The organism is Serratia sp. CoH_122_TC_1 (genome assembly GCF_058191755.1).
Map to the genome: position 1 here is coordinate 86,272 of NZ_JBXWLA010000005.1, position 21,761 is coordinate 108,032.

At 53.1% G+C, this 21,761-nt stretch carries 18 protein-coding genes; 4 read left to right on the top strand and 14 right to left on the bottom strand.

Annotated elements, in window-relative coordinates; all coding sequences use genetic code 11:
• Window positions 1-19: 19 nt before the first annotated feature.
• From AC2FC2_RS07975 to acuI, 14 genes are all read right to left on the bottom strand, one after another.
• Window positions 20-3,964, bottom strand: coding sequence for a non-ribosomal peptide synthetase (locus tag AC2FC2_RS07975; RefSeq protein WP_490659051.1), 3,945 nt, complete (start codon window positions 3,962-3,964; stop codon window positions 20-22).
• 705 nt (window positions 3,965-4,669) lie between these two features.
• Window positions 4,670-5,368 (bottom strand): CTP synthase C-terminal region-related (seleno)protein, encoded by a 699-nt coding sequence (locus AC2FC2_RS07980; protein WP_490659052.1) that lies wholly within the window; start codon window positions 5,366-5,368, stop codon window positions 4,670-4,672.
• Between the two features lie 122 nt (window positions 5,369-5,490).
• The gene (gene lpxP / locus AC2FC2_RS07985) at window positions 5,491-6,411 is read right to left on the bottom strand and encodes a kdo(2)-lipid IV(A) palmitoleoyltransferase (protein WP_209637060.1); all 921 of its coding nucleotides are present in this window, start codon (window positions 6,409-6,411) and stop codon (window positions 5,491-5,493) included.
• Between the two features lie 355 nt (window positions 6,412-6,766).
• Window positions 6,767-7,063 (bottom strand): DNA-binding transcriptional regulator Fis, encoded by a 297-nt coding sequence (gene fis / locus AC2FC2_RS07990; RefSeq protein ID WP_000462905.1) that lies wholly within the window; start codon window positions 7,061-7,063, stop codon window positions 6,767-6,769.
• Window positions 7,064-7,084: 21 nt separating this feature from the next.
• Window positions 7,085-8,050, bottom strand: a complete 966-nt coding sequence (gene dusB / locus AC2FC2_RS07995) for a tRNA dihydrouridine synthase DusB (protein WP_037416196.1) — start codon at window positions 8,048-8,050, stop codon at window positions 7,085-7,087.
• A 467-nt stretch (window positions 8,051-8,517) separates the two neighbouring features.
• Complete coding sequence (gene prmA, locus AC2FC2_RS08000) at window positions 8,518-9,399, bottom strand: 50S ribosomal protein L11 methyltransferase (protein ID WP_209637062.1); 882 nt, start codon at window positions 9,397-9,399, stop codon at window positions 8,518-8,520.
• Window positions 9,400-9,410: 11 nt separating this feature from the next.
• Window positions 9,411-10,856, bottom strand: coding sequence for a sodium/pantothenate symporter (gene panF, locus AC2FC2_RS08005; RefSeq protein ID WP_209637064.1), 1,446 nt, complete (start codon window positions 10,854-10,856; stop codon window positions 9,411-9,413).
• Window positions 10,846-11,088 (bottom strand): YhdT family protein, encoded by a 243-nt coding sequence (locus AC2FC2_RS08010; protein WP_209637623.1) that lies wholly within the window; start codon window positions 11,086-11,088, stop codon window positions 10,846-10,848. The genes panF and AC2FC2_RS08010 overlap by 11 nt, the downstream gene beginning before the upstream one ends.
• Before the next feature lie 154 nt (window positions 11,089-11,242).
• Window positions 11,243-12,592: an acetyl-CoA carboxylase biotin carboxylase subunit gene (gene accC, locus AC2FC2_RS08015; RefSeq protein WP_037416206.1), complete on the bottom strand. Its 1,350-nt coding sequence runs from the start codon at window positions 12,590-12,592 to the stop codon at window positions 11,243-11,245.
• 10 nt (window positions 12,593-12,602) lie between these two features.
• The gene (accB, locus tag AC2FC2_RS08020) at window positions 12,603-13,067 is read right to left on the bottom strand and encodes an acetyl-CoA carboxylase biotin carboxyl carrier protein (protein ID WP_020832085.1); all 465 of its coding nucleotides are present in this window, start codon (window positions 13,065-13,067) and stop codon (window positions 12,603-12,605) included.
• A 32-nt stretch (window positions 13,068-13,099) separates the two neighbouring features.
• Window positions 13,100-13,552: a type II 3-dehydroquinate dehydratase gene (gene aroQ, locus AC2FC2_RS08025; RefSeq protein WP_265555877.1), complete on the bottom strand. Its 453-nt coding sequence runs from the start codon at window positions 13,550-13,552 to the stop codon at window positions 13,100-13,102.
• Window positions 13,553-13,793: 241 nt separating this feature from the next.
• The gene (gene msrQ / locus AC2FC2_RS08030; RefSeq protein ID WP_209637068.1) at window positions 13,794-14,393 is read right to left on the bottom strand and encodes a protein-methionine-sulfoxide reductase heme-binding subunit MsrQ; all 600 of its coding nucleotides are present in this window, start codon (window positions 14,391-14,393) and stop codon (window positions 13,794-13,796) included.
• Window positions 14,394-15,395, bottom strand: coding sequence for a protein-methionine-sulfoxide reductase catalytic subunit MsrP (gene msrP, locus AC2FC2_RS08035; RefSeq protein WP_209637070.1), 1,002 nt, complete (start codon window positions 15,393-15,395; stop codon window positions 14,394-14,396).
• Window positions 15,396-15,518: 123 nt separating this feature from the next.
• A complete protein-coding gene (gene acuI / locus AC2FC2_RS08040; RefSeq protein ID WP_209637072.1) occupies window positions 15,519-16,496 on the bottom strand; it encodes an acrylyl-CoA reductase (NADPH) in 978 nt (325 codons plus the stop codon).
• 295 nt (window positions 16,497-16,791) lie between these two features.
• On the opposite strand from acuI, the gene csrD reads away from it, so the two are divergent.
• From csrD to mreD, 4 genes are all read left to right on the top strand, one after another.
• Window positions 16,792-18,723, top strand: coding sequence for an RNase E specificity factor CsrD (csrD, locus tag AC2FC2_RS08045; RefSeq protein ID WP_209637074.1), 1,932 nt, complete (start codon window positions 16,792-16,794; stop codon window positions 18,721-18,723).
• A 412-nt stretch (window positions 18,724-19,135) separates the two neighbouring features.
• Window positions 19,136-20,179 carry a rod shape-determining protein MreB gene (gene mreB / locus AC2FC2_RS08050; RefSeq protein ID WP_012147106.1) on the top strand — a complete coding sequence of 348 codons (1,044 nt, stop codon included), beginning with the start codon at window positions 19,136-19,138 and terminating at the stop codon, window positions 20,177-20,179.
• 94 nt (window positions 20,180-20,273) lie between these two features.
• On the top strand, window positions 20,274-21,275 hold the full coding sequence (mreC, locus tag AC2FC2_RS08055; RefSeq protein ID WP_490659053.1) for a rod shape-determining protein MreC: 1,002 nt from the start codon (window positions 20,274-20,276) through the stop codon (window positions 21,273-21,275).
• Window positions 21,272-21,760 (top strand): rod shape-determining protein MreD, encoded by a 489-nt coding sequence (gene mreD / locus AC2FC2_RS08060; RefSeq protein ID WP_012147104.1) that lies wholly within the window; start codon window positions 21,272-21,274, stop codon window positions 21,758-21,760. Before mreC ends, mreD begins: the two co-directional genes overlap by 4 nt.
• The last annotated feature ends 1 nt before the right edge of the window (window position 21,761 follow it).

Consider the following 21,761-nt stretch of genomic DNA (forward strand, 5'->3'; position numbering starts at 1 on the left):
CCGCAGGCTGTTGGTTAGGTCAACGAATGTCGGTCGGTATAGCGGGAGAGCGTGTGGACTCACGTAACACGCGGCCGATTTCGTCATGGCTGAAAATAATGGAATGATGGTTACAGGCCAGTGGCTGTATGTGCAAATGGTGACTAATCGAAGACAGTCCGTTGTCCGCAATCGCCAAAAGTTCCTGCCCATCTCCCTGGTCGGTCATACTCAAGTTCACGTCTTCCGTTGCCTTGAAAAGCGTGATGCGTGCGTGCTGCAAGGGGGCGCTGAGCGTCTCCTTATTCAGGGATAGCTCGGTCGGCTCCGCACGCAATGCTCTGGCGGCAGCGTCACCCTCAATGCCCAGCATGGCCAGCATAGCCGCCAGCAACCCTGGCTCACTGCGGATCTGGAAGGCCGTTTGATAGAAGGTATCCAGCAAAAATACCTGGATGTCACGGAAGCCTCGGCTTTCAAGCTGCGCGGCTATTTCCAGAGCAATCAGCCCCCCAAGTGACCACCCTAATAGGCGCACGGGGCGGGTAGGTGACAGCTTCATATGGCCAAGGTAATGGGATGCCAATTCGCGCAATGAGGTGATATGCGGGTGGATAAACAAATTGTGATTGTTGATCCCCAAGACGTTGAAAGCCCCCTCGAGCGAGATCGCCAAATCATGGTAAATATCGCACCCGGTTACCGCAGGATGAACCATCCAGATATCGTCGGCGGCAATGGTCCGATTAAGGCGCATCACCTGTTTAAAGTTAAAGTTGGTTTGATTTAGCCGCGCCAGCAACTGCTGCAGAGGCGCAGCAGAAATCGGGGCGGTGGCATCAGAGACTGTTTCTGCCGTCAATGCGCGAGCTTGCGCGCGCAACGTTGGGTGAGCAAACAGGGTTTTTATCACCACCGGATACCCACAGCGCTTCAGTTTGACCAAAAGTTGAATGGCATGCAGCGAATGGCCACCGAGTTCAAAGAAATCATCGTCCAGACCAATCTGCGTGACGCCGAGCAATTCCGACCACAATGCGGCAAGCTGTTGTTCTAATGCGGTTTGAGGGGCTTCATATTGCAACGAAACCTGTGTGAGCGGTGCGGGGGCCGGCAAGGCTTTGCGATCTAACTTACCGTTGGGTGACAGTGGCAGAGCCTTGAGCCTGACAAAGGTGGAAGGCACCATGTAATCGGGCAAGTGTTGCTGTAACTGAAGGCGCCATTGTGCTGAGTGCGAGCCCTCATCCGAAGCGACGACATAAGCCACCAGGCGTTTTCCTCCATGCCCATCTTCTCTCGCCAGTATTGCGGCGTCCTCAACGCCTTCGCATTGGCGTAGTTGCTGCTCTATTTCACCCAGTTCAATGCGCACCCCATGGATCTTGACCTGAAAGTCATTTCTGCCCAGGTATTCAATGTTGCCATCTGGCAACCAGCGGGCAAGGTCACCCGTCTTATACAGACGAGCCTGAGGATCAGCGCTGAAAGGATCGGCAATAAAACGTTCGGCGTTTAGCTCTGGCCGATTCAGGTAACCGCGTGCAACCTGAATACCCCCGATATGTAATTCGCCAGCAACACCAGGCGGAAGGGGTTGTAACTGAGCATCCAGAATATGGAGTTGCGTGTTGGCGATCGGTTTGCCAATAGGCACCAATGCCCGTTCGTCATTGGGGTGGCATTGCCAGCTGGATACATCCACGGCGGCTTCCGTTGGTCCGTAGAGATTGTGCAATTCCGCCTGGGGTAACTGTTGCAGGCAGCGGTGCACGGTGGCAAGTGGCAATGCCTCGCCACTGCACATGATACGGCGCAAGGAATCACACTGCGCCATTTCGCCGTGACGCAGAAACAATTGCAGCATTGAGGGGACAAAATGCAGTGTGGTTACGCGGTGTTGTGCGATACAGCTACTGAGGTAGTCGGGGTCTTGATGGCCGCCAGGTTTGGCAATGGCTAACTGTGCGCCGACCATGAGCGGCCAGAAGAACTCCCAGACGGAGACGTCAAAACTGAACGGTGTTTTTTGCAATACCACATCGTCGTGCGTCAGCGGATAAGCGTGCTGCATCCAGAGCAGGCGGTTGATAACTCCGCGGTGTTCATTCATGACGCCCTTGGGTTTCCCGGTCGAACCTGAGGTATAGATCACATACGCCAGGCTGCGCTGTGGCTCAGACCCTGGCGGTGCAAGATTGTCCTTGGGTTCTTGTTGCCACAGATGGCTATCATGTTGCAGGTGCAGCCGTGGAATAGCGACATCGCAGATGGGATTCAATGCCTGTTCGCCCGCCGGGTCGATCAGGATGTATTTTGCACCGCAATCCTGCAGCATATGACGCAAACGGTCTTGCGGATAATCGGGATCAATAGGGACATAAGCTGCGCCAGACTTCAAAATGGCATACAGCGCTGTCACCATTTCAGGGCTGCGATTGACGCAAACGGCGATGCGGTCATCAGGCTGCGTCCCTTGCTGGCGTAGAAAACTGGCCAACTGGTTTGCCTGCTGGTTCAACTGCAAATAGCTTATCTGCTGCCGCTCATAGCTCAGCGCAGGCGCGTTTGGTGTACGTAATACCTGTTGTTCTAGTAATTGATGAATGCCCTGCGGCGTGGCCCAGGATTGCTGCGTATTATTCCATTCGTGAAAAATATGCTGCTGTTCAGCAGGCAGTAACAGCGGCAGTTGCCCCAAGGGCAGATTAGCATCGCCGTCTAACAAGGTATCGAGTATTTGGACGACGCGATTGGCAATGCGCTCACCGTCTTCATGACTAAACCAAGCCTGATTGAGATTAAACTCCAGTACAGGATCATCGCCTGGGTGGTAGTGACGTAGGTAGATGCCCAATGGCAATTGTTCATAGCCATGATGCATGTTCTCAACTTTAAACTGACTCCCCTCCAGCTCAATGTCTGTCGGGAAGACTTCCAACGAAAAGCTGATGTCAAATAGCTGGCGTCTTCCCTGTTGGTGCAAATTCAGTTGGCGGTTAAGTTCGGCGATAGGAAACCGCTGATGGCGGTAGCATTTACGCAGCTCGCTGCCAATATGCTGTAACAGATGGGAAAAGGGCTCTTGCACGTCCACGTTGATATTAAGCGGGATCATGGAGGAGAACATGCCCAGCGTCTGTTTATGATCGCTGGTGCTGCGGTTATGCACCGGCACACCGATGGTGACATTATCCACCTGCCAAATGCGCGCGAACCAACTGGCAAGCAGAGCCACCATGAAGTGCATTGCCGAGCCACCGTGATGAGCGGCATAGCGCTCCAACTGCAAGAAGCGTTCTCGCGGTAAACGCTTGATGATTTGGCTGCTGGGATAGGTTTGTTGCTCGGTGTAATTGGGGCGGCGTTCCAATACGGATGGCGGGGCTGCTGCAAAGCGTTCGAGCCACCAATCCCGATCGCGCTGATAGCGTGATGACTGAAGGTAGGCAAGATCGCTAACCACGAAATCGCTGTAGCGTGAGTGGCTTATTTCACTCTTCTGCCCCAGTTTTAGCTGCTTATACCGATCCATAATCATTCGGCTTAATAACGAGATCGACGTGCCATCCGCAATCAGGTGATGAGACGCCAATAACCATAGCGTTGTTGAATCATCTATTTTGGTCAAATGACAACGCCATAGCAGGTCTTCATAGAGTTGATAAGGTTGGATAAATATTTCTCGCAGATGGTTCTGGGCCTGACTGGCTGCATCTTCCTGGTGCGAAAAATCGTTGTAGTGAAGTTCAATGGATTTTTGACTGAGTGGGCGTTGAATGACGCCTTGTGGTGTTTCCTTCAGCGCGGTTTGTAACGCGTCATGCTGCTGTTGAATATACTGGATAGCTTCTTTAAACAGTGGGAAAGAAATCTCTTTATCCACGCGCCAGAGGCACCCTACATTATACAGTGGAATATCAGGGTTTAAGGTCTGATCTAACCATACGGCCTGTTGTACCGTCGTGAGAGAATAAGCGGACACGGAACCACCTCCAAAATACAGGAAAGAATCGACTTAAATAGATGCGTAGTCGGTAAGTACTCGAACATTATAAGAGGTGATATTAAATCCGCCCAATTTTACATTAAACATTTTTAATTGTCTGAATAAATAATTCAGTATGCACATATAATTCATTTAATTGTTTACATATTTCTTATTCCGTTATTAATAATTAGTCATGTTATTAATGGGAATTAAAAATTGTTTTTTAACTGGATAATGCCGATTTGAAATGATGGCTAGCTTGCGTTATTTTGTTTAATTGGTTGTTTTTAATGGTTTTATTTTCACTTAAGCATTGGCGGTGGGAGAGGTTTATTCTGCAATGTATCGATGGCTGATGTCGATTTTATCTCGAGTTTTTCGGCAGTGAAAAGTGAACGTGCGTACCAGGTTACCTATTTGAACACTGCCAGGATGTCGTCGATAGATATTCCAATCACTTTAAGCATCAGAGTTGCTAATGATATATTATTTGGTAATAAATAAGAGTTTTATCCACTTATTTAATTATTGATGAGTTTTTCATGTCTGTGCATCTAGCGGGGGGCATAAAAATGACAATTAAATTAAATTGGAATGAACAATATGTTTTTATAATAAGTCAATTTACTGCTGGTCTGAGAAAGTGCCATTATTAATGGGGCCATGATGGCATGGCCCCTATATCTCAATCTTTGTTGATTAAACGTTGGCTGCGGTTTTGATCAATGCCACGACCAGCGGGGACAGTTCGTTGCGTAATGCGGCCCGTTCGGACTGGAACAAAGTGGCAGCGTAAAAGCGGTGCCCTGGCAGCTCTACCGATCGCACATCACCTTCGCTGTCGTGGCCGCTGATAATGAGAGGATGTTGCTGTAAATCGGCGACAAACTCGGGATTAACACCAAAATTGCAGTGATAGCCTTCGTGCGTTTCAAGCTTCCCATAAGTGCGGGCAGCCAGCGTACCCGGTTGGAAAATAATAGTGCCGCTCTTTTCGACCAACGAACAGCTCAGAGGCGCGATGACCAATCGACCGCCACTGTCAGTTTCTGCATGGCCAGCATCGTGCCAACCCATGACGTTACGGGCGTATTCCACAATGGCATACTGGAATCCGCCACAGGAGCCCAGGAAGGGGATGTTTTGCTCACGCGCATAGCGGATTGCCATGAAGGCGCCGTCATCATGAGTATATGGGCTACCAGGCACTACCCAGATTGCATCAAAATCTTGCAGCACTGAGGTATCGGTAATGGTCTCTGTAGGTAGCCAGCGGGATTGAATATCGACGTCAAGGTGTGCAGCAGTGAGTTGAAGAGCAATCGGGATGGCTTGGTGAGAGACAGCCTGAGGCAGGTAATCACCGACCAGAGCAATGCGAACTTGAGCTTTCATCATTTCTTTTTCCTGTGCGGGTAAAAAAGGAGATTACAGTAAAGCTGAGTGCCAATCTTCAGGTTTTCAAACGCTGCGCACAAAAAAGCCCGGCGTTTGCCGGGCTTGGGAAATCGAGTGTTGGCTCAGTAGAGCGACGGGGCACCGGCTGGACGGGTTTTGAAGCGGCGGTGCAGCCACATATACTGTTCTGGTGCGCGCATGATCTCTTGCTCCACCACTTTATTCATGTATGCCGCTGCGGCGATCTCATCGCCAATAGGGTAATTCTCCAGTGCCGGTTGGATCAATAAATCATAACCCCGGCCTTTCTCACGGCGAATCAAGACGACCGGCACCAGCGCGGGTTTGGCCATGCGTGCCAGCATAAAGGTACCGCTGGTGGTGGCGGCTTGATCGACAGCAAACAGCGGAGCGAACACGCTGCCACGTGGGCCGTAATCTTGGTCCGGAGCGAACCACACGGCTTCGCCGCGTTTGAGAGCCTGAACCATGCCGCGCAGATCTTTGCGATCGAGCATGGCTTTATTGGAACGCATGCGGCCTTTGGTTTGCGCCCACTCCATCGCTTTATTGTTGTGTGGGCGGTACATTGCCATCATTGGCTGGCAGAGCCCCATGGCACGGCCGCCCAGCTCCAGTGACATAAAGTGCACGCCAATGACGAGAACGCCACGCTGATTCTGCTGTGCGATTTTCAGGTGATTAATACCGGAAACGTTGAACCAGCGTTTGACGCGTTTATCTGACCAGAACCAAGCCATGCCCGTTTCCAGCAGGCCCATACCGAGGGATTCGAAGTTGCCGACCACTTTGCGCTCGCGTTGCGCTTCTTCCATGTCTGGGAAACACAGTTCCAGGTTACGGCGGGTAATGGAAACCCGACGTTTAAGGAACCGCATCGAGGTGCGCCCCATCCACACACCCAGTTTGTGCAGCAGTGGGTAGGGGAGTTGAACCAGCAGGAACAGGCAAGCCAAACCGAACCAGGTAAACCAGTAGCGCGGGTGCAGCAAGGCCAATTTGAATTTTTGCGGACGCTTCATATAAACTCATTTATGCATTAAGGGGGCAGCAACCTGTAACGCATAAGGATCCACTCACTTGCGATACAACCACTCAGACACCCAGACATCACTATCGTTTAGCCAGATTCCATAATTGACTAAATCTTTACACTCGAAGGGCGGTTCGCGCTGCTATCAGGCTTCGGAAGGATGGCTGTAGGCCAGCGAAGGCGGCTCTAGGAATGTGTATTCTATCACAGAATACGAGCTCTAAAGGTAGAGTGGCATACGAATATTCTCATTCGTATTGACAGACGATTGATATAACGCCGAATAAGAAAAAGGCGCCGCCTCTTGCGAGGTTGCGCCTTTTCAACATGCTAACTGACTAGTATCAGTTCATGCCGTATTTTTTCAATTTCTTACGCAGCGTACCACGGTTGATGCCCATCATCAGGGCGGCACGGGTCTGGTTGCCACGGGTGTATTGCATCACCATGTCCAACAGTGGCTGTTCAACTTCAGCCAATACCAGCTCATACAGGTCGTTAACGTCTTGACCATTCAGTTGAGCAAAATAGTTCTTCAGTGCTTGTTTAACCGAGTCACGCAGAGGCTTTTGAGTCACTTGATCCTGTGAGTTCACGGTAGAAACGGTCAGTACGTCAGAATTTACGCGTTGTTCGAACATAGTTCTGTCAGCTCTTTTTTGTTACGCAAGATTTTCGAAATATGCCTCCAACGCCTCCAGCTGTTCGCTGGCATCCTCTATGGCGTTGAATGTGCGCCGAAACTGGTCATTCGGGGCGTGCTCCTGGAGATACCAGGATACGTGCTTACGAGCAATTCGGAATCCCTTGCCTTGGCCATAAAAGCCGTGCAATTCCCGAATATGCCCTATCAACAAACGCTTAACCTCGCCAAGCGGCAGAGGGGGCAGCAGTTCCCCAGTGTCCAGATAATGCTGGATTTCCCGGAAGATCCAGGGTCTCCCCTGAGCAGCGCGGCCTATCATCAGGGCATCAGCCCCAGTGTAGTCGAGCACTGCTCTGGCTTTATGCGGGTCAGTAATGTCTCCATTCGCGATAATTGGAATGGAAACACTCTGCTTAACTGCCCGAATGCTGTCGTACTCCGCGTTGCCGTTGAACAGGCAGGCACGGGTTCGGCCATGAATAGTCAGGGCTTGTATACCACAATCTTCGGCCAGTTGGGCAATCTCTACACAGTTACGGTGTTCTGGCGCCCAGCCGGTGCGAATCTTAAGCGTAACCGGCACATCCACAGCATTAACCACTGCGTGGAGGATCTGTTTAACCAGATCCGGGTACTGCAGCAATGCAGACCCTGCAAGCTTCCGGTTCACTTTTTTGGCCGGGCATCCCATATTGATGTCGATGATCTGCGCACCGCTGGCCACGTTAATACGTGCAGCGGCAGCCATATCATCTGGGTCGCATCCGGCAATCTGCACGGAACGGATCCCGGGTTCATCGCTATGTACCATACGCAGACGCGACTTATCCGTCCGCCACACCTCCGGATTGGAGGAGAGCATTTCGGATACAGCCATCCCAGCACCCATTGCATGACATAGGGTTCTAAATGGGCGATCTGTAATGCCGGCCATCGGGGCCGCAATCAGGCAATTTGTAAGCTGGTGGTGTCCAATGCGCATAGACAAAGAGTAACCATACTGTGTCCGCAAGGGCGCGTATATTACGCATTTTTGCGTTGAGATGAAAGGCCAAACTTTGACCAATTGGCCGTTATTCGGCAATCAAAATGCGCTTTGTCAGGATTCATAAAAATATTATATATATTTAACAATGAGTTGACGAAAAGTGCTTAATTTGTATGCGGTAAAATATTCCCCATACAACAGAATTTTATCTGTAATGAGTCTCGATTCAGCCAGAGATAGGCCGCAATATACGGCATCTATCAGGCGATTCCGTTGAGAATTGACCTAATTATGCTGAGATTGCTGGGGGGACATTCTGGCGAAGAGTCTGTCGTTTCAGGTGACACTTCCGTGGTGACACTGGCGCATAAGGACATCGCCATTGCGTGATAAGACAGAATAAAAAAACCACCGTAACGCTCTAAGTTACCGGTGGTTTTTTATCAGAGTACTCTTTCTGATTACTTACGCTGGCCCGTGATACGACACCATTCTTCACGTTCCGCGACCGGATCGAGAGTGAATTTGTCTTCATAGGCTTGCGCCACGCTGCTTGCCTGCGTGGCCAATACGCCTGACAGCCCCAGATAGCCGCCCGACTTTGGCAGGCAACCGATCAGCGGCGCCAACTCGCGTAATGGGCCAGCCAGAATGTTTGCGACGACCACGTCAGCCAGCAAGTCTGCAGGTTGGTCTTTTGGCAGATACAGCTCCAGACGCTCTGAAACGCCGTTACGCTGTGCGTTATCACGACTGGCCTGAATGGCTTGGGGATCGATATCGATGCCGATAGCGCGTGCTGCACCGAGCTTCAGGGCAGCAATCGCCAGGATGCCTGAACCACAGCCGAAGTCGATGATGGTTTTACCGGCCAGATCGAGGCCGTCCAGCCATTGCAGACACAGCGCGGTGGTTGGGTGGGTGCCGGTACCGAACGCCAGACCTGGGTCCAGCATCACGTTGACCGCGTTAGGATCGGGCACATCACGCCAGCTTGGGCAAATCCACAGACGCTCGCCGAAGCGCATTGGGTGGAAGTTATCCATCCACTCACGTTCCCAGTCCTTGTCTTCCAGTTGTTCGATCTTGTGGCGGAAGCCGGCACCCAGCAATGGATGCTGTTCCAGCATTGCCACCACGTCGGTCATGTCGGTTTCAGCATCGTACAGCCCGATCACATCGGTATCGCCCCACAGCAAGGTCTCGCCTGGCAGCGGTTCGAACACCGGGTTGTCGTGGGTGTCCTGAAAGGTCACCGATACCGCACCGCTTTCAACCAGTGCATCGCTCAGGTCTTCTGCCTGGCTGCCGGTAGTATTCAGTTTGAGTTGGATCCAAGGCATAACAATTCTCTTTAAGAGGGTAATGATGACGCCACTCGGCGTTTTTCGCCGACGACGTTACCGATATAAAACGCCAGCAAGCCCAGCAGCAGTGAAGGCACGATAGGATGGAGCCCCGCCAACTGCAGCTTGAAGCTGGCCAATAGCGTATAGCATACCGCACCTGTCACCATTGAGCTAAGGGCGCCCTGCGCGTTAGCGCGTTCCCAGTACAGGCCCAATACCAGCGGCCACAGGAAGACGGCCTCCAGGCCGCCAAACGCCAGCAGATTCAGCCAGATGATCATTTCCGGTGGCCGCCAGGCCGCCAGCAGCACCAGCAAGCCAAGCACCAGCGTGGTCAGGCTGGAGAAGCGCTTGATCAAACGCTCGTTCTGCATTTGCTGAGGACGCACGCCAAGATAGAGATCTTTAATAATAGTGGCGGAAGATTGCAGCAGTTGAGCGTTAATGGTCGACATGATTGCCGCCATCGGCGCGGCCAGGAAGATACCGGCAGCATACGGCGGCAACACGGTGATCATCAGCGTAGGGATTACCTGATCCGGGATTTTCAGATCCGGCAGCACTGCACGGCCCAGCGCACCGGCCAGGTGCATGCCGAACATCAGCACCGCCACCACCATGGTACCGAGGATGATGCCGCGGTGTACCGCTTTGCTGTCTTTATACGAAATGCAGCGCACCGCAGTATGCGGCAGGCCAATCACACCAAAGCACACCAGGATCCAGAACGAGGCCATAAACGGCAGGCTAAGGATCTGTTCACCGCCTTGCGGTGACACCAGTGCGGGATCAATTTGTTGCAGTTTATCTACGGCGCTGTGCAGGCCACCCGCGGCGTGGATCACCGCAACCAGCAACAGCACGGTGCCGATCAACATCACCAATCCTTGCATGGCGTCGTTTAGCACGCTGGCGCGGAAACCGCCGAAGGCGGTGTATAGCGCGATGCTGAGGCCAAAGATCAGCAGGCCGGTGTCGTAAGGGATACCGGCAGCGGTTTCCAGCAAACGTGCGCCGCCGATAAACTGCACCGTCATGGCACCCAGGAACGCCACCAAGAGGCTCAGGCTGGCCAGCCAGACCAGCAGTCGGCTTTGGTAACGGCCGTATAGCATGTCGTTGAGGGTGATTGCGTTGTAGCGCCGCGCCAGAATGGCAAACTTCTTGCCAAGCACACCGAGTGATAACCATACGGCCGGCAGTTGGATCATCGCCAGTAGCACCCAGCCCAATCCATATTTATAGGCAGCACCAGGGCCACCGATAAACGAACTGGCGCTGATATAGGTCGCCGTCAGCGTCATGGCCAGCACAAAGCCACCCATTGAGCGGCTGCCAAGGAAGTACTCACTGAGGAAATTGCCCGTTTGGCGTCGGCTGTAGGCATAAACTGACAGCCCGAACACCAGCGCCAGATAGGCGACCAGCGGCAGAATGACTTCAGTTTGCATCACCGTCCTCCAGCGAGATATCGCGGAATAGGCCGCGGACCATCAGCCAGCACAGGCCGATAAACAACAACGGCACCAGCAGGCAGGCCATTTCGAACCAGTGTGGCAGGCCGGTAATACCGGATTCGCTGTCCGGCAGATAGGCAGCCAGCGACCAGGCCAACAGATAAAGCAGCGTCAGGCCGAGGGCCCAGCGCGCCTCGCGGTGAGCTTGAATAAAGCGAGTTTCCACCAGTGTCTCCCATAGGTTTACGGTGATGGATTTATCAAAGGTAGGGAATTCTACGGCAAGGCCGGATTTTGCCAAGCCGTTACCTCGCCCGGAGTAAAAAAGAAAAAGGCCGGCAATTAACCGGCCTTCTGTCAGGCGATGCGAATAGCCTGCCTTAGGTTTCCTGCAGACCCAGCTTCTTCTCCAGATAGTGGATGTTAGTGCCACCGTGCTGGAAATTTTCGTCGCTCATGATCTTTTGCTGCAGCTCAACGTTGGTTTTGATGCCATCGATGATCAGCTCAGCCAGGGCGTTCTTCATGCGGGCAATCGCCACGTCACGGTTTTCACCGAACGTGATCAGTTTGCCGATCATGGAATCATAGTACGGCGGTACGGTATAACCGGCGTAAATATGAGATTCCCAACGCACGCCGAAACCACCTGGTGCATGGAAACGGGTGATCTTGCCTGGGCTTGGCAGGAAGGTGTTCGGGTCTTCGGCGTTGATACGGCATTCCACCGCGTGGCCGTGAACCTTCACTTCGTCCTGTTTGATCGACAGTGGCTGACCGGCAGCGATACGCAGCTGCTCTTTGATCAGATCCACACCGGTGATCATTTCAGTAACCGGGTGTTCAACCTGAATACGGGTGTTCATTTCGATGAAATAGAACTCGCCGTTTTCATACAGGAACTCGAAAGTACCCGCGCCGCGGTAACCGATTTCCACACAGGCCTTCGAACAACGCTCGCCGATATAACGACGCATTTCGCTGGTGATGCCCGGTGCCGGAGCCTCTTCAACCACTTTCTGGTGGCGACGCTGCATGGAGCAGTCGCGCTCGGCCAGATAGATGGCATTACCCTGACCGTCTGCCAAAATCTGAATTTCGATATGGCGTGGGTTTTCCAGGTATTTTTCCATGTAAACCATGTCGTTATTGAAAGCCGCTTTGGCTTCCGCTTTGGTCATGGTGATGGATTGCTCGAGGTCTTTGTCGCTGCGCACAACGCGCATGCCGCGGCCGCCGCCGCCGCCGGATGCCTTGATGATGACCGGATAGCCGATGCGCTTAGCGAAGGCACGGTTTTTGTCCATGTCGTCGGTCAGCGGGCCATCGGAGCCAGGCACACAAGGTACACCGGCTTTCTTCATGGCGTTGATAGCAGAAACCTTGTCGCCCATCAGGCGGATAGTTTCGGCTTTCGGGCCAATGAAGATAAAGCCAGAACGCTCGATTTGCTCGGCGAAGTCGGCGTTTTCAGACAAGAAGCCATACCCTGGGTGGATCGCCACTGCGCCGGTGATTTCTGCCGCAGAGATGATAGCCGGGATATTCAGATAGCTTTTAACTGATGGCGCAGGACCGATACATACAGTCTCGTCAGCCAGCAGTACGTGTTTCAGATCGCGATCGGCTGTGGAGTGTACGGCAACAGTTTTGATGCCCAACTCTTTACAAGCACGCAGGATACGAAGTGCGATCTCGCCACGGTTGGCGATAACAATTTTATCAAGCATGTTCGCCTCGTTATTCGATGACGACCAGTGGCTCGTCAAATTCTACCGGTTGGCCGTTCTCTACCAGAATAGCTTTCACTACGCCGGATTTGTCCGCTTCGATCTGGTTCATCATTTTCATCGCTTCAACGATGCACAGCGTGTCGCCGGCGTTCACTTTCTGGCCGACTTCGATGAAGGCTTTCGCATCCGGGCTTGGCGTGCGGTAGAAAGTACCCACCATTGGGGAACGGACGACGTGGCCACTCATGGCCGCTGGTGCTGCAGGCGTTTCGGCTGGTGCGCTGGCAACGGCAGTAGCCAGTGCTGGCTGCGGCTGTGCCGGCATTGCGTATGCCTGTGGCATCATTGGGTAAGCCTGCGCCGGTGCGGCGCGGCTGATGCGAACTGACTCTTCGCCTTCAGAGATTTCCAGTTCAGAAATGCCTGATTCTTCAACCAGTTCGATCAGTTTCTTGATTTTACGAATATCCATGAGTGTGATTCCGTACTCTTTTTGCGTAGCAATTAGTGGGTTTTCGACAGACGGTTAACCGCTGCCTGTAAAGCAAATGTGTAGCCATCCGCGCCGAGGCCGCAAATCACACCCACCGCAATATCGGAGAGGTAAGAGTGATGGCGGAAAGGTTCTCGGGCGTGCACGTTGGACAAGTGGATCTCGATAAACGGGATCTGCACCGCCAGCAATGCATCACGCAGCGCCACGCTGGTATGCGTGAACGCGGCAGGGTTAATCAGAATAAAATCTGTGTTGCCGCGCGCTTCATGTATGCGGTCGATCAGCGCATGTTCGGCGTTAGACTGCAGATGGCTCAGGGTAATATCCAGTGTGGATGCCTGGTTTTCCAATCCGTTAACAATCTCTGTTAACGTCGTGCTGCCGTACTTCTCCGGCTCACGCGTCCCCAGCAGATTCAGATTGGGGCCGTTCAGAAGCAAAATGTGAAACTTATCCGCCATTGTGCTGGTATCTCCGGCAATAAAACCATCATCGTAGAAAATAACCCGACGTCACCGATTTGTCACCTGTTAAGGGGAAAATTCACCCTGAGAACAGGAACAAGGTCGGGCATTATAACGATATCGTAGCAATTCGCAGCTAAATACTGGTCTTATCAGCGAAGATATTCAACCCTAAATCAGCAAACTGACGGTGGCGTTATCGCATTATGAGGGGTAGAACACAGAAAAGTTCCGCCTGTTAACGCCACCAATTGCGGAATTTCTTGTATCGCAGTGCCAGTAATAACACCGCCAGCAGGGCGTAAATAAAGGGCTGTGGCGAGAAGGTTTTTACCGACCACAGGTAGTGAATCGGAGCCAGGATCGCGACCAGATACACCAAATTATGCAATGTCTGCCATTTGGCGCCCAGTTTGCGCATAGCCCACAGCGTTGAGGTCGCGGCCAGCGCCAGTAGGATCAACCAACTGATAATGCCGAGTGTCAAATACGGACGGGTGACAAGTTCGCGCCCCAGCAGGCCGATATTGCTTAACCCCAGTTCAAGCGTCGAATAGCTTATCAGATGCAGTGTGCCCCAGGCAAAACACCACAGCCCGACCAAACGACGGCAGCGTATCAGCAAGGGTTGGCGAGCGTAGCGTGCCAACGGAGCGATAGCCAAGGTTGCCAGCAGCAATTTTAGCGTCATTCTGCCGGTAAAATGCTGAATATCTTTGGCAGGATCGGCGCTGAACCAACCTTGGTCTACCGACAGCACCAGCCAGAGGAAAGGCAGAAATGCCGCCAGATAAATGCCGACCTTGATCCATGTGATGTGAGTTGGGGTCAAACGCACTTAGAAATTCTCCCGCAGGTCGAGACCGCGATACAACGATGCGACCTGTTCGGCATAGCCATTAAACAGGAGCGTCGGCTGGCGTTTAACGTCCAAAATACCGCCGGAGCCGATAAATCGCTCGGTGGCCTGAGACCAGCGCGGGTGATCGACATGCGGATTCACATTGGCGTAGAAACCGTATTCATTTGGCGCAGACTCATTCCAGGTCGTCGGCGGTTGATCGCGTACCAGACGGATGTGCACAATCGACTTAATACCTTTAAAACCGTATTTCCACGGGGTAATAAGCCGCAGTGGCGCACCGTTTTGCGGCGGGAGTGTCTTGCCGTACACACCGACAGTCAGCAATGCCAGTGGATTCATCGCCTCATCAAGACGCAAGCCTTCTACATAGGGATACTTCAGGCCACCGCCGATAAATCGGTCTTTCTGGCCCGGCATCTGCTCCGGGTCGTACAGCGTTTGGAAGGCGACATAGCGTGCATTGCTGTTTGGCTCCGCGAGCGTGATCAGCTTCCCCAACTCAAAGCCAATCCAGGGCACGACCATCGACCAGGCTTCCACGCAGCGCATACGGTAGATACGCTGTTCCAATGGAAAACGCTTCATTAAATCGTCGATGTCGAGCGTGATGGGCTTAGCCACTTCGCCGTCGATGCGCACTTTCCAGCCTTCGGTCTTCAGTCCGCCTGCGTTGGCGGCCGGATCGGCCTTATCGAGACCGAACTCGTAGAAATTGTTGTAGCCGGAAACTTTGTCTTCCGGCGTCAGTGCCAGCTGGGATTGCCAGGCCGCAGGCTTGGTGAACGTCAGCGGTTTGCCCGGTGGTGCCTTGGGCCGATCGTGGCCTTTGAACCATGACAGCAAATCAGCCCGTGCAGGGGTGGGCAACGCCAGTGAAGCGGCGGTGATGCCTAATGCCTGCAACACTTTGCGGCGCTGATGAAACACGCTCTCGGGTGTGACATCGGCCTCGGTCAATTTTCGTTGTTTACTCATGACATTTTCTCCGCGTCTTAGGATATAAGCATGGCGTGAAAGCAGGCCATATGCGAGAAGCGGAGGGAAAATATGAAATTTCGCAGGCGGGGTATGCCCCCCGTTGCCGGAGGGGCGTTGGGATTAGCGGATTTTCACCAGGGTACGACCGGTGACTTTGTTCTCCAGCAGCGCGGCAGCGGTAGCCGGAGCCTGTTCCAACGTGATTTCTTGGGTAGCTTGTTGATAGAAGCTATCCGGCAGGATACCCGCCAGGCGCTCCCAGGCGGTTTGACGGCGATGCAGCGGCGTGTGTACCGAGTCCACGCCTTGCAGGCGTACGTTGCGCAGAATAAATGGCATAACCGTAGTCGGCAGGTGATAGCCACCGGCTAAACCGCAGGCCGCGACGGTACCGTTATAGTTCATTTGCGCCAACACGCGCGCCAGCAGTGTGTCACCCACGGTATCTACGGCACCTGCCCACAGCTGTTTCTCAAGTGGGCGCGGAGCTTCGAGATAGCCACTGCGCGATAGCACTTCTTTGGCGCCGAGCGCTTTTAAATATTCGGTATTGCTTTCACGGCCGCTGATTGCCGTGACGTGATAGCCCAGTGCCGCAAGAATGGCGATCGCCGTACTGCCTACGCCGCCACTGGCACCGGTAACTAAAATATTGCCATCATCGGGGTGCACGCCGCCTTCTTCCAGTGCCATCACGCACAGCATGGCGGTAAAACCGGCGGTCCCGAGGATCATGGCTTTACGTTCATCTAACCCGTGTGGAAGTGGTACCAACCATTCGCCGGAGACCCGCGCTTGTTCCGCCAGGCCGCCCCAATGGTTTTCGCCCACACCCCAACCAGTAAGCACCACGCTTTGGCCTTCTTTAAAGCGATCGTCGCGGCTATGATGGACGGTACCGGCGAAATCGATGCCGGGCACCATCGGGAAATTACGTACGATCTTGCCTTTACCTGTGATCGCCAATGCATCTTTATAGTTAAGGCTGGACCAGTTGACGTTCACCGTCACGTCGCCGTCGGGCAACTGATCGCTACCGATATCCTTGACGTGAGCTAGAGTTTGATCGTCTTGTTGTTCCAATAACAGTGCGCGCATGTCACTCTTCCTCTCGTTTGCATTTTTGCCAAAGATGGCTGAATCAGATTTCAATGACTATATGCATAATAAGAAATTTATGTCCTGATAAAGGACAAAAAATAATGATTGAAGGTTTTCATCGTTGGCGATGCTTGATAGCTTGAGCGGCAAGATCGGTTGGTGGATACCCTTGGGTTGAGCCAGTGACTCATTAAAATATCAAGGTATTGTGTTGGATTCATTTGAGAGGATTCGGGGCCTTTATACTTCCAAAGGTGAAAATTCACGTAACCATAACGGACAAGGCACAGGGATGCGATTCACCACCAAACTCTCTGCATTGATCACCCTGCTTGTTGCTCTGGCGATGTTTTTGATGCTGATGGGCTGTTCATACAGTTTCTTCTACGTCACACAAGATCGTCTGGAGCGTCGTTTCGACTCACTGATGACCTCGCTCGATCAGGCGATGCTGCGTGAATCCCCCGAAGAGCAGAAACAATGGCTGCCTTTGGTGATGCGGCCGCTCGGTATTGTGGCGGTCAGCATAGATACCAGTAGCAGTAATCTTCTCTCTTATAAATTACCGACGGTCAAAGCGCCCTGGGAGTCTCTTAGCGGTTATCGGCAAGTCGCCCAGCCGCTGCTACAGCACCCTGGCGCCTCACTGACGATTACTTATGTTGATCCTTTCGCCAGCGACGTGCGTTCCTTGCAATCCACCGCCGCTGTGACGTTGTCCATCGTCGTGATGGTGATGATCCTGCTGTTCAGCTTGCGCTGGTTACGGGAACAGGCCGATGGCGAGGATCGGCTTGAGCGCCGTGCGCGCCGCATTTTGAATGGCGAACGTGAAAGCGTGATGCAAGGTGACGTGCGTGAATGGCCTGCGAACGTTAGCGGCGCTCTCGATCGCCTGTTGGCGGATCTGGCGGAGGCTCGCGAGGAGCGCAGCCGGGTCGATACGCTGATCCGCGCCTTTGCCGCTCAGGATGCCAAAACCGGGCTAAACAACCGACTCTTCTTCGATAACCAGCTCACCACTCAGTTGGAAGAGGCCGGCTCGCACGGCATTGTTATGATGGTGCGATTACCGGATTTCGATACGCTGCGGGAAATCCACGGTAACACCGTGGTGCAGGAACTGATGTATTCACTGGTTAACCTGTTGTCGACCTTTGTGATGCGCTATCCGGCGGCGCTGCTGGCACGCTATTTCCACAGCGATTTTACCGTTCTCTTGCCGCACCGCACATTAAAAGAAGCGGACGGTATTGCTTCGCAGCTGGTTCACGCAATTGACGCCTTGCCTTCAACGGCACTCATCGATCGCGAAGCGTTTTTACACATTGGCATCGTGGCATACCGCAGCGGGCAAACTACCGAGCAGGTGATTGATTTCGCAGAACAGGCAACGCGCCATGCCACGTTGCAGGGGGAAAACGGGTGGTATGTTTACGACAGCCAGGTGCCGGAAAAAGGCCGCGGTAGCGTCAAGTGGCGAACGTTGTTGGAGCAAGTGCTTGCGAAGGGAGGCCCACGGTTATATCAGAAACCGGCGGTGACGGTGGAAGGGGAAGTCCATCATCGTGAGATCATGAGTCGGATTTATGACGGGACGCAGGAACTACTCCCATCTGAATATATGCCATTAGTGCAGCAGTTGGGGTTGGCGGAAAGCTACGATCGTCAGCTTATTAGCCGCATTCTGCCTTTGTTGGCATTGTGGCCTGAAGAGTCGTTGGCATTTACGCTGTGTGTTGATTCATTATTGCAGCGCACTTTCCAGCGCTGGCTGCGTGATAGCCTGCTACAGTGTGAAAAAAGTCATCGTCGGCGAATTCTGATTGAACTTGCAGAGGCAGATGTGTGTCAACATATCGACCGTTTGCGCCCTGTGCTGAGATTGCTTTCAGGATTGGGGTGCCGTTTGGTGGTCTCTCAAGCGGGGTTAACCGTAGTCAGTACCTCTTATATCAAGTCCTTACCGGTGGAACTGGTTAAGCTTCACGCGGGTCTGGTGCGGAGTATTGATAAGCGTGATGAAAATCAGCTGTTCGTTCAGAGCCTGACCGGCGCTTGTGAAGGCACCAGTACCCAGGTTTTTGCTGCAAGTGTGCGGACGCGCAATGAATGGCAAACGCTGAAAGAACGCGGGATTCTCGGTGGGCAGGGCGACTTTTTCGCGCCTCCAGAGCCAATAGACGTCGGGCGTAAAAAATATTCACGCCGTTATCGCGTTTAACCTGAAAGCCTGGCAAAAATTGACGTAGAATGAGCGCCAATTCATCTGGGCTATTTTATCTGTCATTTTGGGATTATCCCCAAACTGCCTGCGACAATGACGCCTATTTGATATAGGCTCTTGTCAGTCCTTTTCTGTTGAGCGTTGGTAGGTGCTTACCACCAGCGGCAATCAGGGAATATGTTAGATTTTATGAGCTGTGTTACGCCGTTTCGTGCGCTGACAGGGTGGTAAACTGAGCCTTTGTTCAGGGAATTCAGGCCTCATCCAATTTCCGTGCATTCGAGCAGAAACAATACAGACTATTTTTCACCGAAGTAGAACGTTTTTGCGCCTTGTCGCTGCTTCGTGTGGTTGGTAAAGTAGGCGGATTTTATTTTCCGCCCCCAGCTTGCAGGATTATCCTTTAGTTATGTTTAAGAAATTTCGTGGCATGTTTTCCAACGACTTGTCCATCGACTTGGGTACCGCCAATACCCTGATTTATGTTAAAGGGCAAGGCATTGTACTGAACGAACCGTCGGTGGTTGCCATTCGCCAGGATCGTGCCGGTTCACCCAAGAGCGTTGCGGCCGTGGGTCATGAGGCTAAACAGATGCTGGGACGTACACCCGGCAATATCGCGGCTATTCGTCCGATGAAAGACGGCGTTATCGCCGATTTCTTCGTGACAGAAAAAATGCTGCAGCATTTCATCAAACAGGTCCACAGCAACAGCTTCATGCGGCCAAGTCCGCGCGTGCTGGTGTGTGTGCCGGTCGGCGCAACTCAGGTTGAACGCCGTGCCATCCGTGAATCCGCTCAAGGGGCGGGGGCACGTGAAGTGTTTCTGATTGAAGAACCTATGGCTGCGGCAATCGGTGCAGGTCTGCCGGTTTCTGAAGCGACGGGTTCGATGGTGGTTGATATCGGTGGTGGTACCACTGAAGTGGCCGTGATCTCACTAAATGGTGTGGTCTACTCCTCTTCCGTGCGTATCGGTGGTGACCGTTTCGACGAAGCCATCATTAATTATGTGCGTCGTAACTATGGCTCACTGATTGGTGAAGCCACTGCCGAACGTATCAAACACGGCATCGGTTCTGCTTATCCAGGCGATGAAGTGCATGAAATCGAAGTTCGCGGCCGTAACCTGGCTGAGGGCGTGCCACGCGGCTTTACCCTGAATTCCAATGAAATCCTTGAAGCGCTGCAAGAGCCGTTGACCGGTATCGTCAGTGCGGTGATGGTGGCGCTGGAACAGTGTCCGCCGGAGTTGGCTTCCGACATTTCCGAACGTGGCATGGTGTTGACCGGCGGTGGCGCACTGTTGCGCAACCTGGATCGCCTGCTGATGGAAGAAACCGGTATTCCGGTAGTCGTAGCAGAAGATCCGCTGACCTGCGTAGCCCGCGGCGGCGGCAAGGCGTTGGAAATGATCGACATGCATGGCGGCGATTTGTTCAGCGAAGAATAGTCAGCCCCAGGAAGGAGGAATCGTATCGGATGACTGCGCAAAGCGAAAATCAGGTACGGTTCCTCTTTCTGTTGTCGAGGAACACGCATAATTTATGAAGCCGATTTTTAGCAGGGGTCCTTCTCTGCAACTACGACTTTTTTTGGCAGTGATTGCGGCGATTTGCCTGATCGTTGCCGATAGCCGTCTCGGTACGTTCGTGAAAATACGTAACTACATGGACACGGCCGTTAGCCCTTTCTATTTTCTGGCCAATGGGCCACGTAAAGTTTTGGACAGCGTTTCAGAAACGCTGGCTACCCGCCAACAGCTGGAGCTTGAAAACCGGGCTCTGCGGCAGGAACTGCTGCTGAAAAACAGCGATATTCTTCTTCTTGGTCAATTCAAGCAGGAAAACGCCCGCTTGCGTGAGCTATTAGGCTCACCGTTGCGCCAGGACGAGCATAAAATGGTCACCCAGGTGATTTCGACCGGCTCCGATCCTTACAGCGATCAGGTGGTGATCGACAAAGGTTCGGACAATGGCGTTTATGAAGGCCAACCTGTCATCAGCGATAAAGGTGTTGTTGGCCAAGTCGTCGCGGTGGCGAAGGTGACCAGTCGCGTATTGCTCATCTGCGATGCTTCACACGCGCTGCCAATCCAGGTATTGCGTAACGATATCCGGGTGATCGCGGCAGGCAGTGGGTGTGCGGACGACTTACAGCTTGAGCATCTGCCGAACAATACGGATATCCGCGTGGGTGATGTGCTGGTCACATCGGGCCTGGGTGGACGCTTCCCTGAAGGCTACCCGGTGGCCGTTGTGTCCTCGGTCAAAGTGGATAACCAACGTGCCTATACCGTGATTCAAGCGCGACCAACGGCTGGCCTGCAACGTTTGCGCTATCTGCTGTTGTTATGGGGCGCTGACCGCAACGGTGATATGCCGTTGCCTCCGGACGAAGTACATCGCGTTGCCAATGAGCGCCTGATGCAGATGATGCCGCAGGTTCTGCCGCCGCCAGATGCCGTGGGGCCACAGTTGCCGCAGCCGGCAGCAGCCACCGGCACGGCTGTGCCAACCGCGGCACCCGCCGCGGGAGTTGCGCAATGAACCGCTATCGCAGCAACGGGCGCTGGATAATCTGGCTGTCATTTCTGGTGGCACTGGTGCTGCAAATCATGCCGTGGCCGGAACAGATCTATATGTTCCGACCGTCCTGGCTGGCCTTGATCCTGATCTACTGGGTGATGGCGCTGCCACACCGGGTTAATGTCGGTACCGGTTTTGTGCTGGGCTTGATTATGGATCTGATCCTCGGTTCCACATTGGGCGTTCGCGCACTGGCGTTGGGGATCATTGCCTATCTGGTGGCATTCAAATTCCAACTGTTCCGCAATATGGCGCTCTGGCAACAGGCGTTGATCGTCGTGCTGTTGTCACTGGCGATGGACGTCGTGGTGTTCTGGGCCGAGTTCTTAGTGATCAACGTCTCTTTCCGCCCAGAGGTGTTCTGGAGTAGTGTGGTAAACGGCATCCTGTGGCCGTGGTTATTCCTGCTGATGCGCAAAATTCGCCGTCAGTTCGCCGTACAGTAAG

What these genes read in the sequence shown, in the direction of transcription:
- panF (WP_209637064.1), bottom strand. Translation starts at nt 10,856, where the DNA reads ATGCAAACTGAAGTCATTCTGCCGCTGGTCGCCTATCTGGCGCTGGTG.
- mreB (WP_012147106.1), top strand. Translation starts at nt 19,136, where the DNA reads ATGTTTAAGAAATTTCGTGGCATGTTTTCCAACGACTTGTCCATCGAC.
- accB (WP_020832085.1), bottom strand. Translation starts at nt 13,067, where the DNA reads ATGGATATTCGTAAAATCAAGAAACTGATCGAACTGGTTGAAGAATCA.
- prmA (WP_209637062.1), bottom strand. Translation starts at nt 9,399, where the DNA reads ATGCCTTGGATCCAACTCAAACTGAATACTACCGGCAGCCAGGCAGAA.
- mreD (WP_012147104.1), top strand. Translation starts at nt 21,272, where the DNA reads ATGAACCGCTATCGCAGCAACGGGCGCTGGATAATCTGGCTGTCATTT.
- AC2FC2_RS07980 (WP_490659052.1), bottom strand. Translation starts at nt 5,368, where the DNA reads ATGATGAAAGCTCAAGTTCGCATTGCTCTGGTCGGTGATTACCTGCCT.
- mreC (WP_490659053.1), top strand. Translation starts at nt 20,274, where the DNA reads ATGAAGCCGATTTTTAGCAGGGGTCCTTCTCTGCAACTACGACTTTTT.
- aroQ (WP_265555877.1), bottom strand. Translation starts at nt 13,552, where the DNA reads ATGGCGGATAAGTTTCACATTTTGCTTCTGAACGGCCCCAATCTGAAT.
- csrD (WP_209637074.1), top strand. Translation starts at nt 16,792, where the DNA reads ATGCGATTCACCACCAAACTCTCTGCATTGATCACCCTGCTTGTTGCT.
- lpxP (WP_209637060.1), bottom strand. Translation starts at nt 6,411, where the DNA reads ATGAAGCGTCCGCAAAAATTCAAATTGGCCTTGCTGCACCCGCGCTAC.
- accC (WP_037416206.1), bottom strand. Translation starts at nt 12,592, where the DNA reads ATGCTTGATAAAATTGTTATCGCCAACCGTGGCGAGATCGCACTTCGT.
- msrP (WP_209637070.1), bottom strand. Translation starts at nt 15,395, where the DNA reads ATGAGTAAACAACGAAAATTGACCGAGGCCGATGTCACACCCGAGAGC.
- fis (WP_000462905.1), bottom strand. Translation starts at nt 7,063, where the DNA reads ATGTTCGAACAACGCGTAAATTCTGACGTACTGACCGTTTCTACCGTG.
- acuI (WP_209637072.1), bottom strand. Translation starts at nt 16,496, where the DNA reads ATGCGCGCACTGTTATTGGAACAACAAGACGATCAAACTCTAGCTCAC.
- dusB (WP_037416196.1), bottom strand. Translation starts at nt 8,050, where the DNA reads ATGCGCATTGGACACCACCAGCTTACAAATTGCCTGATTGCGGCCCCG.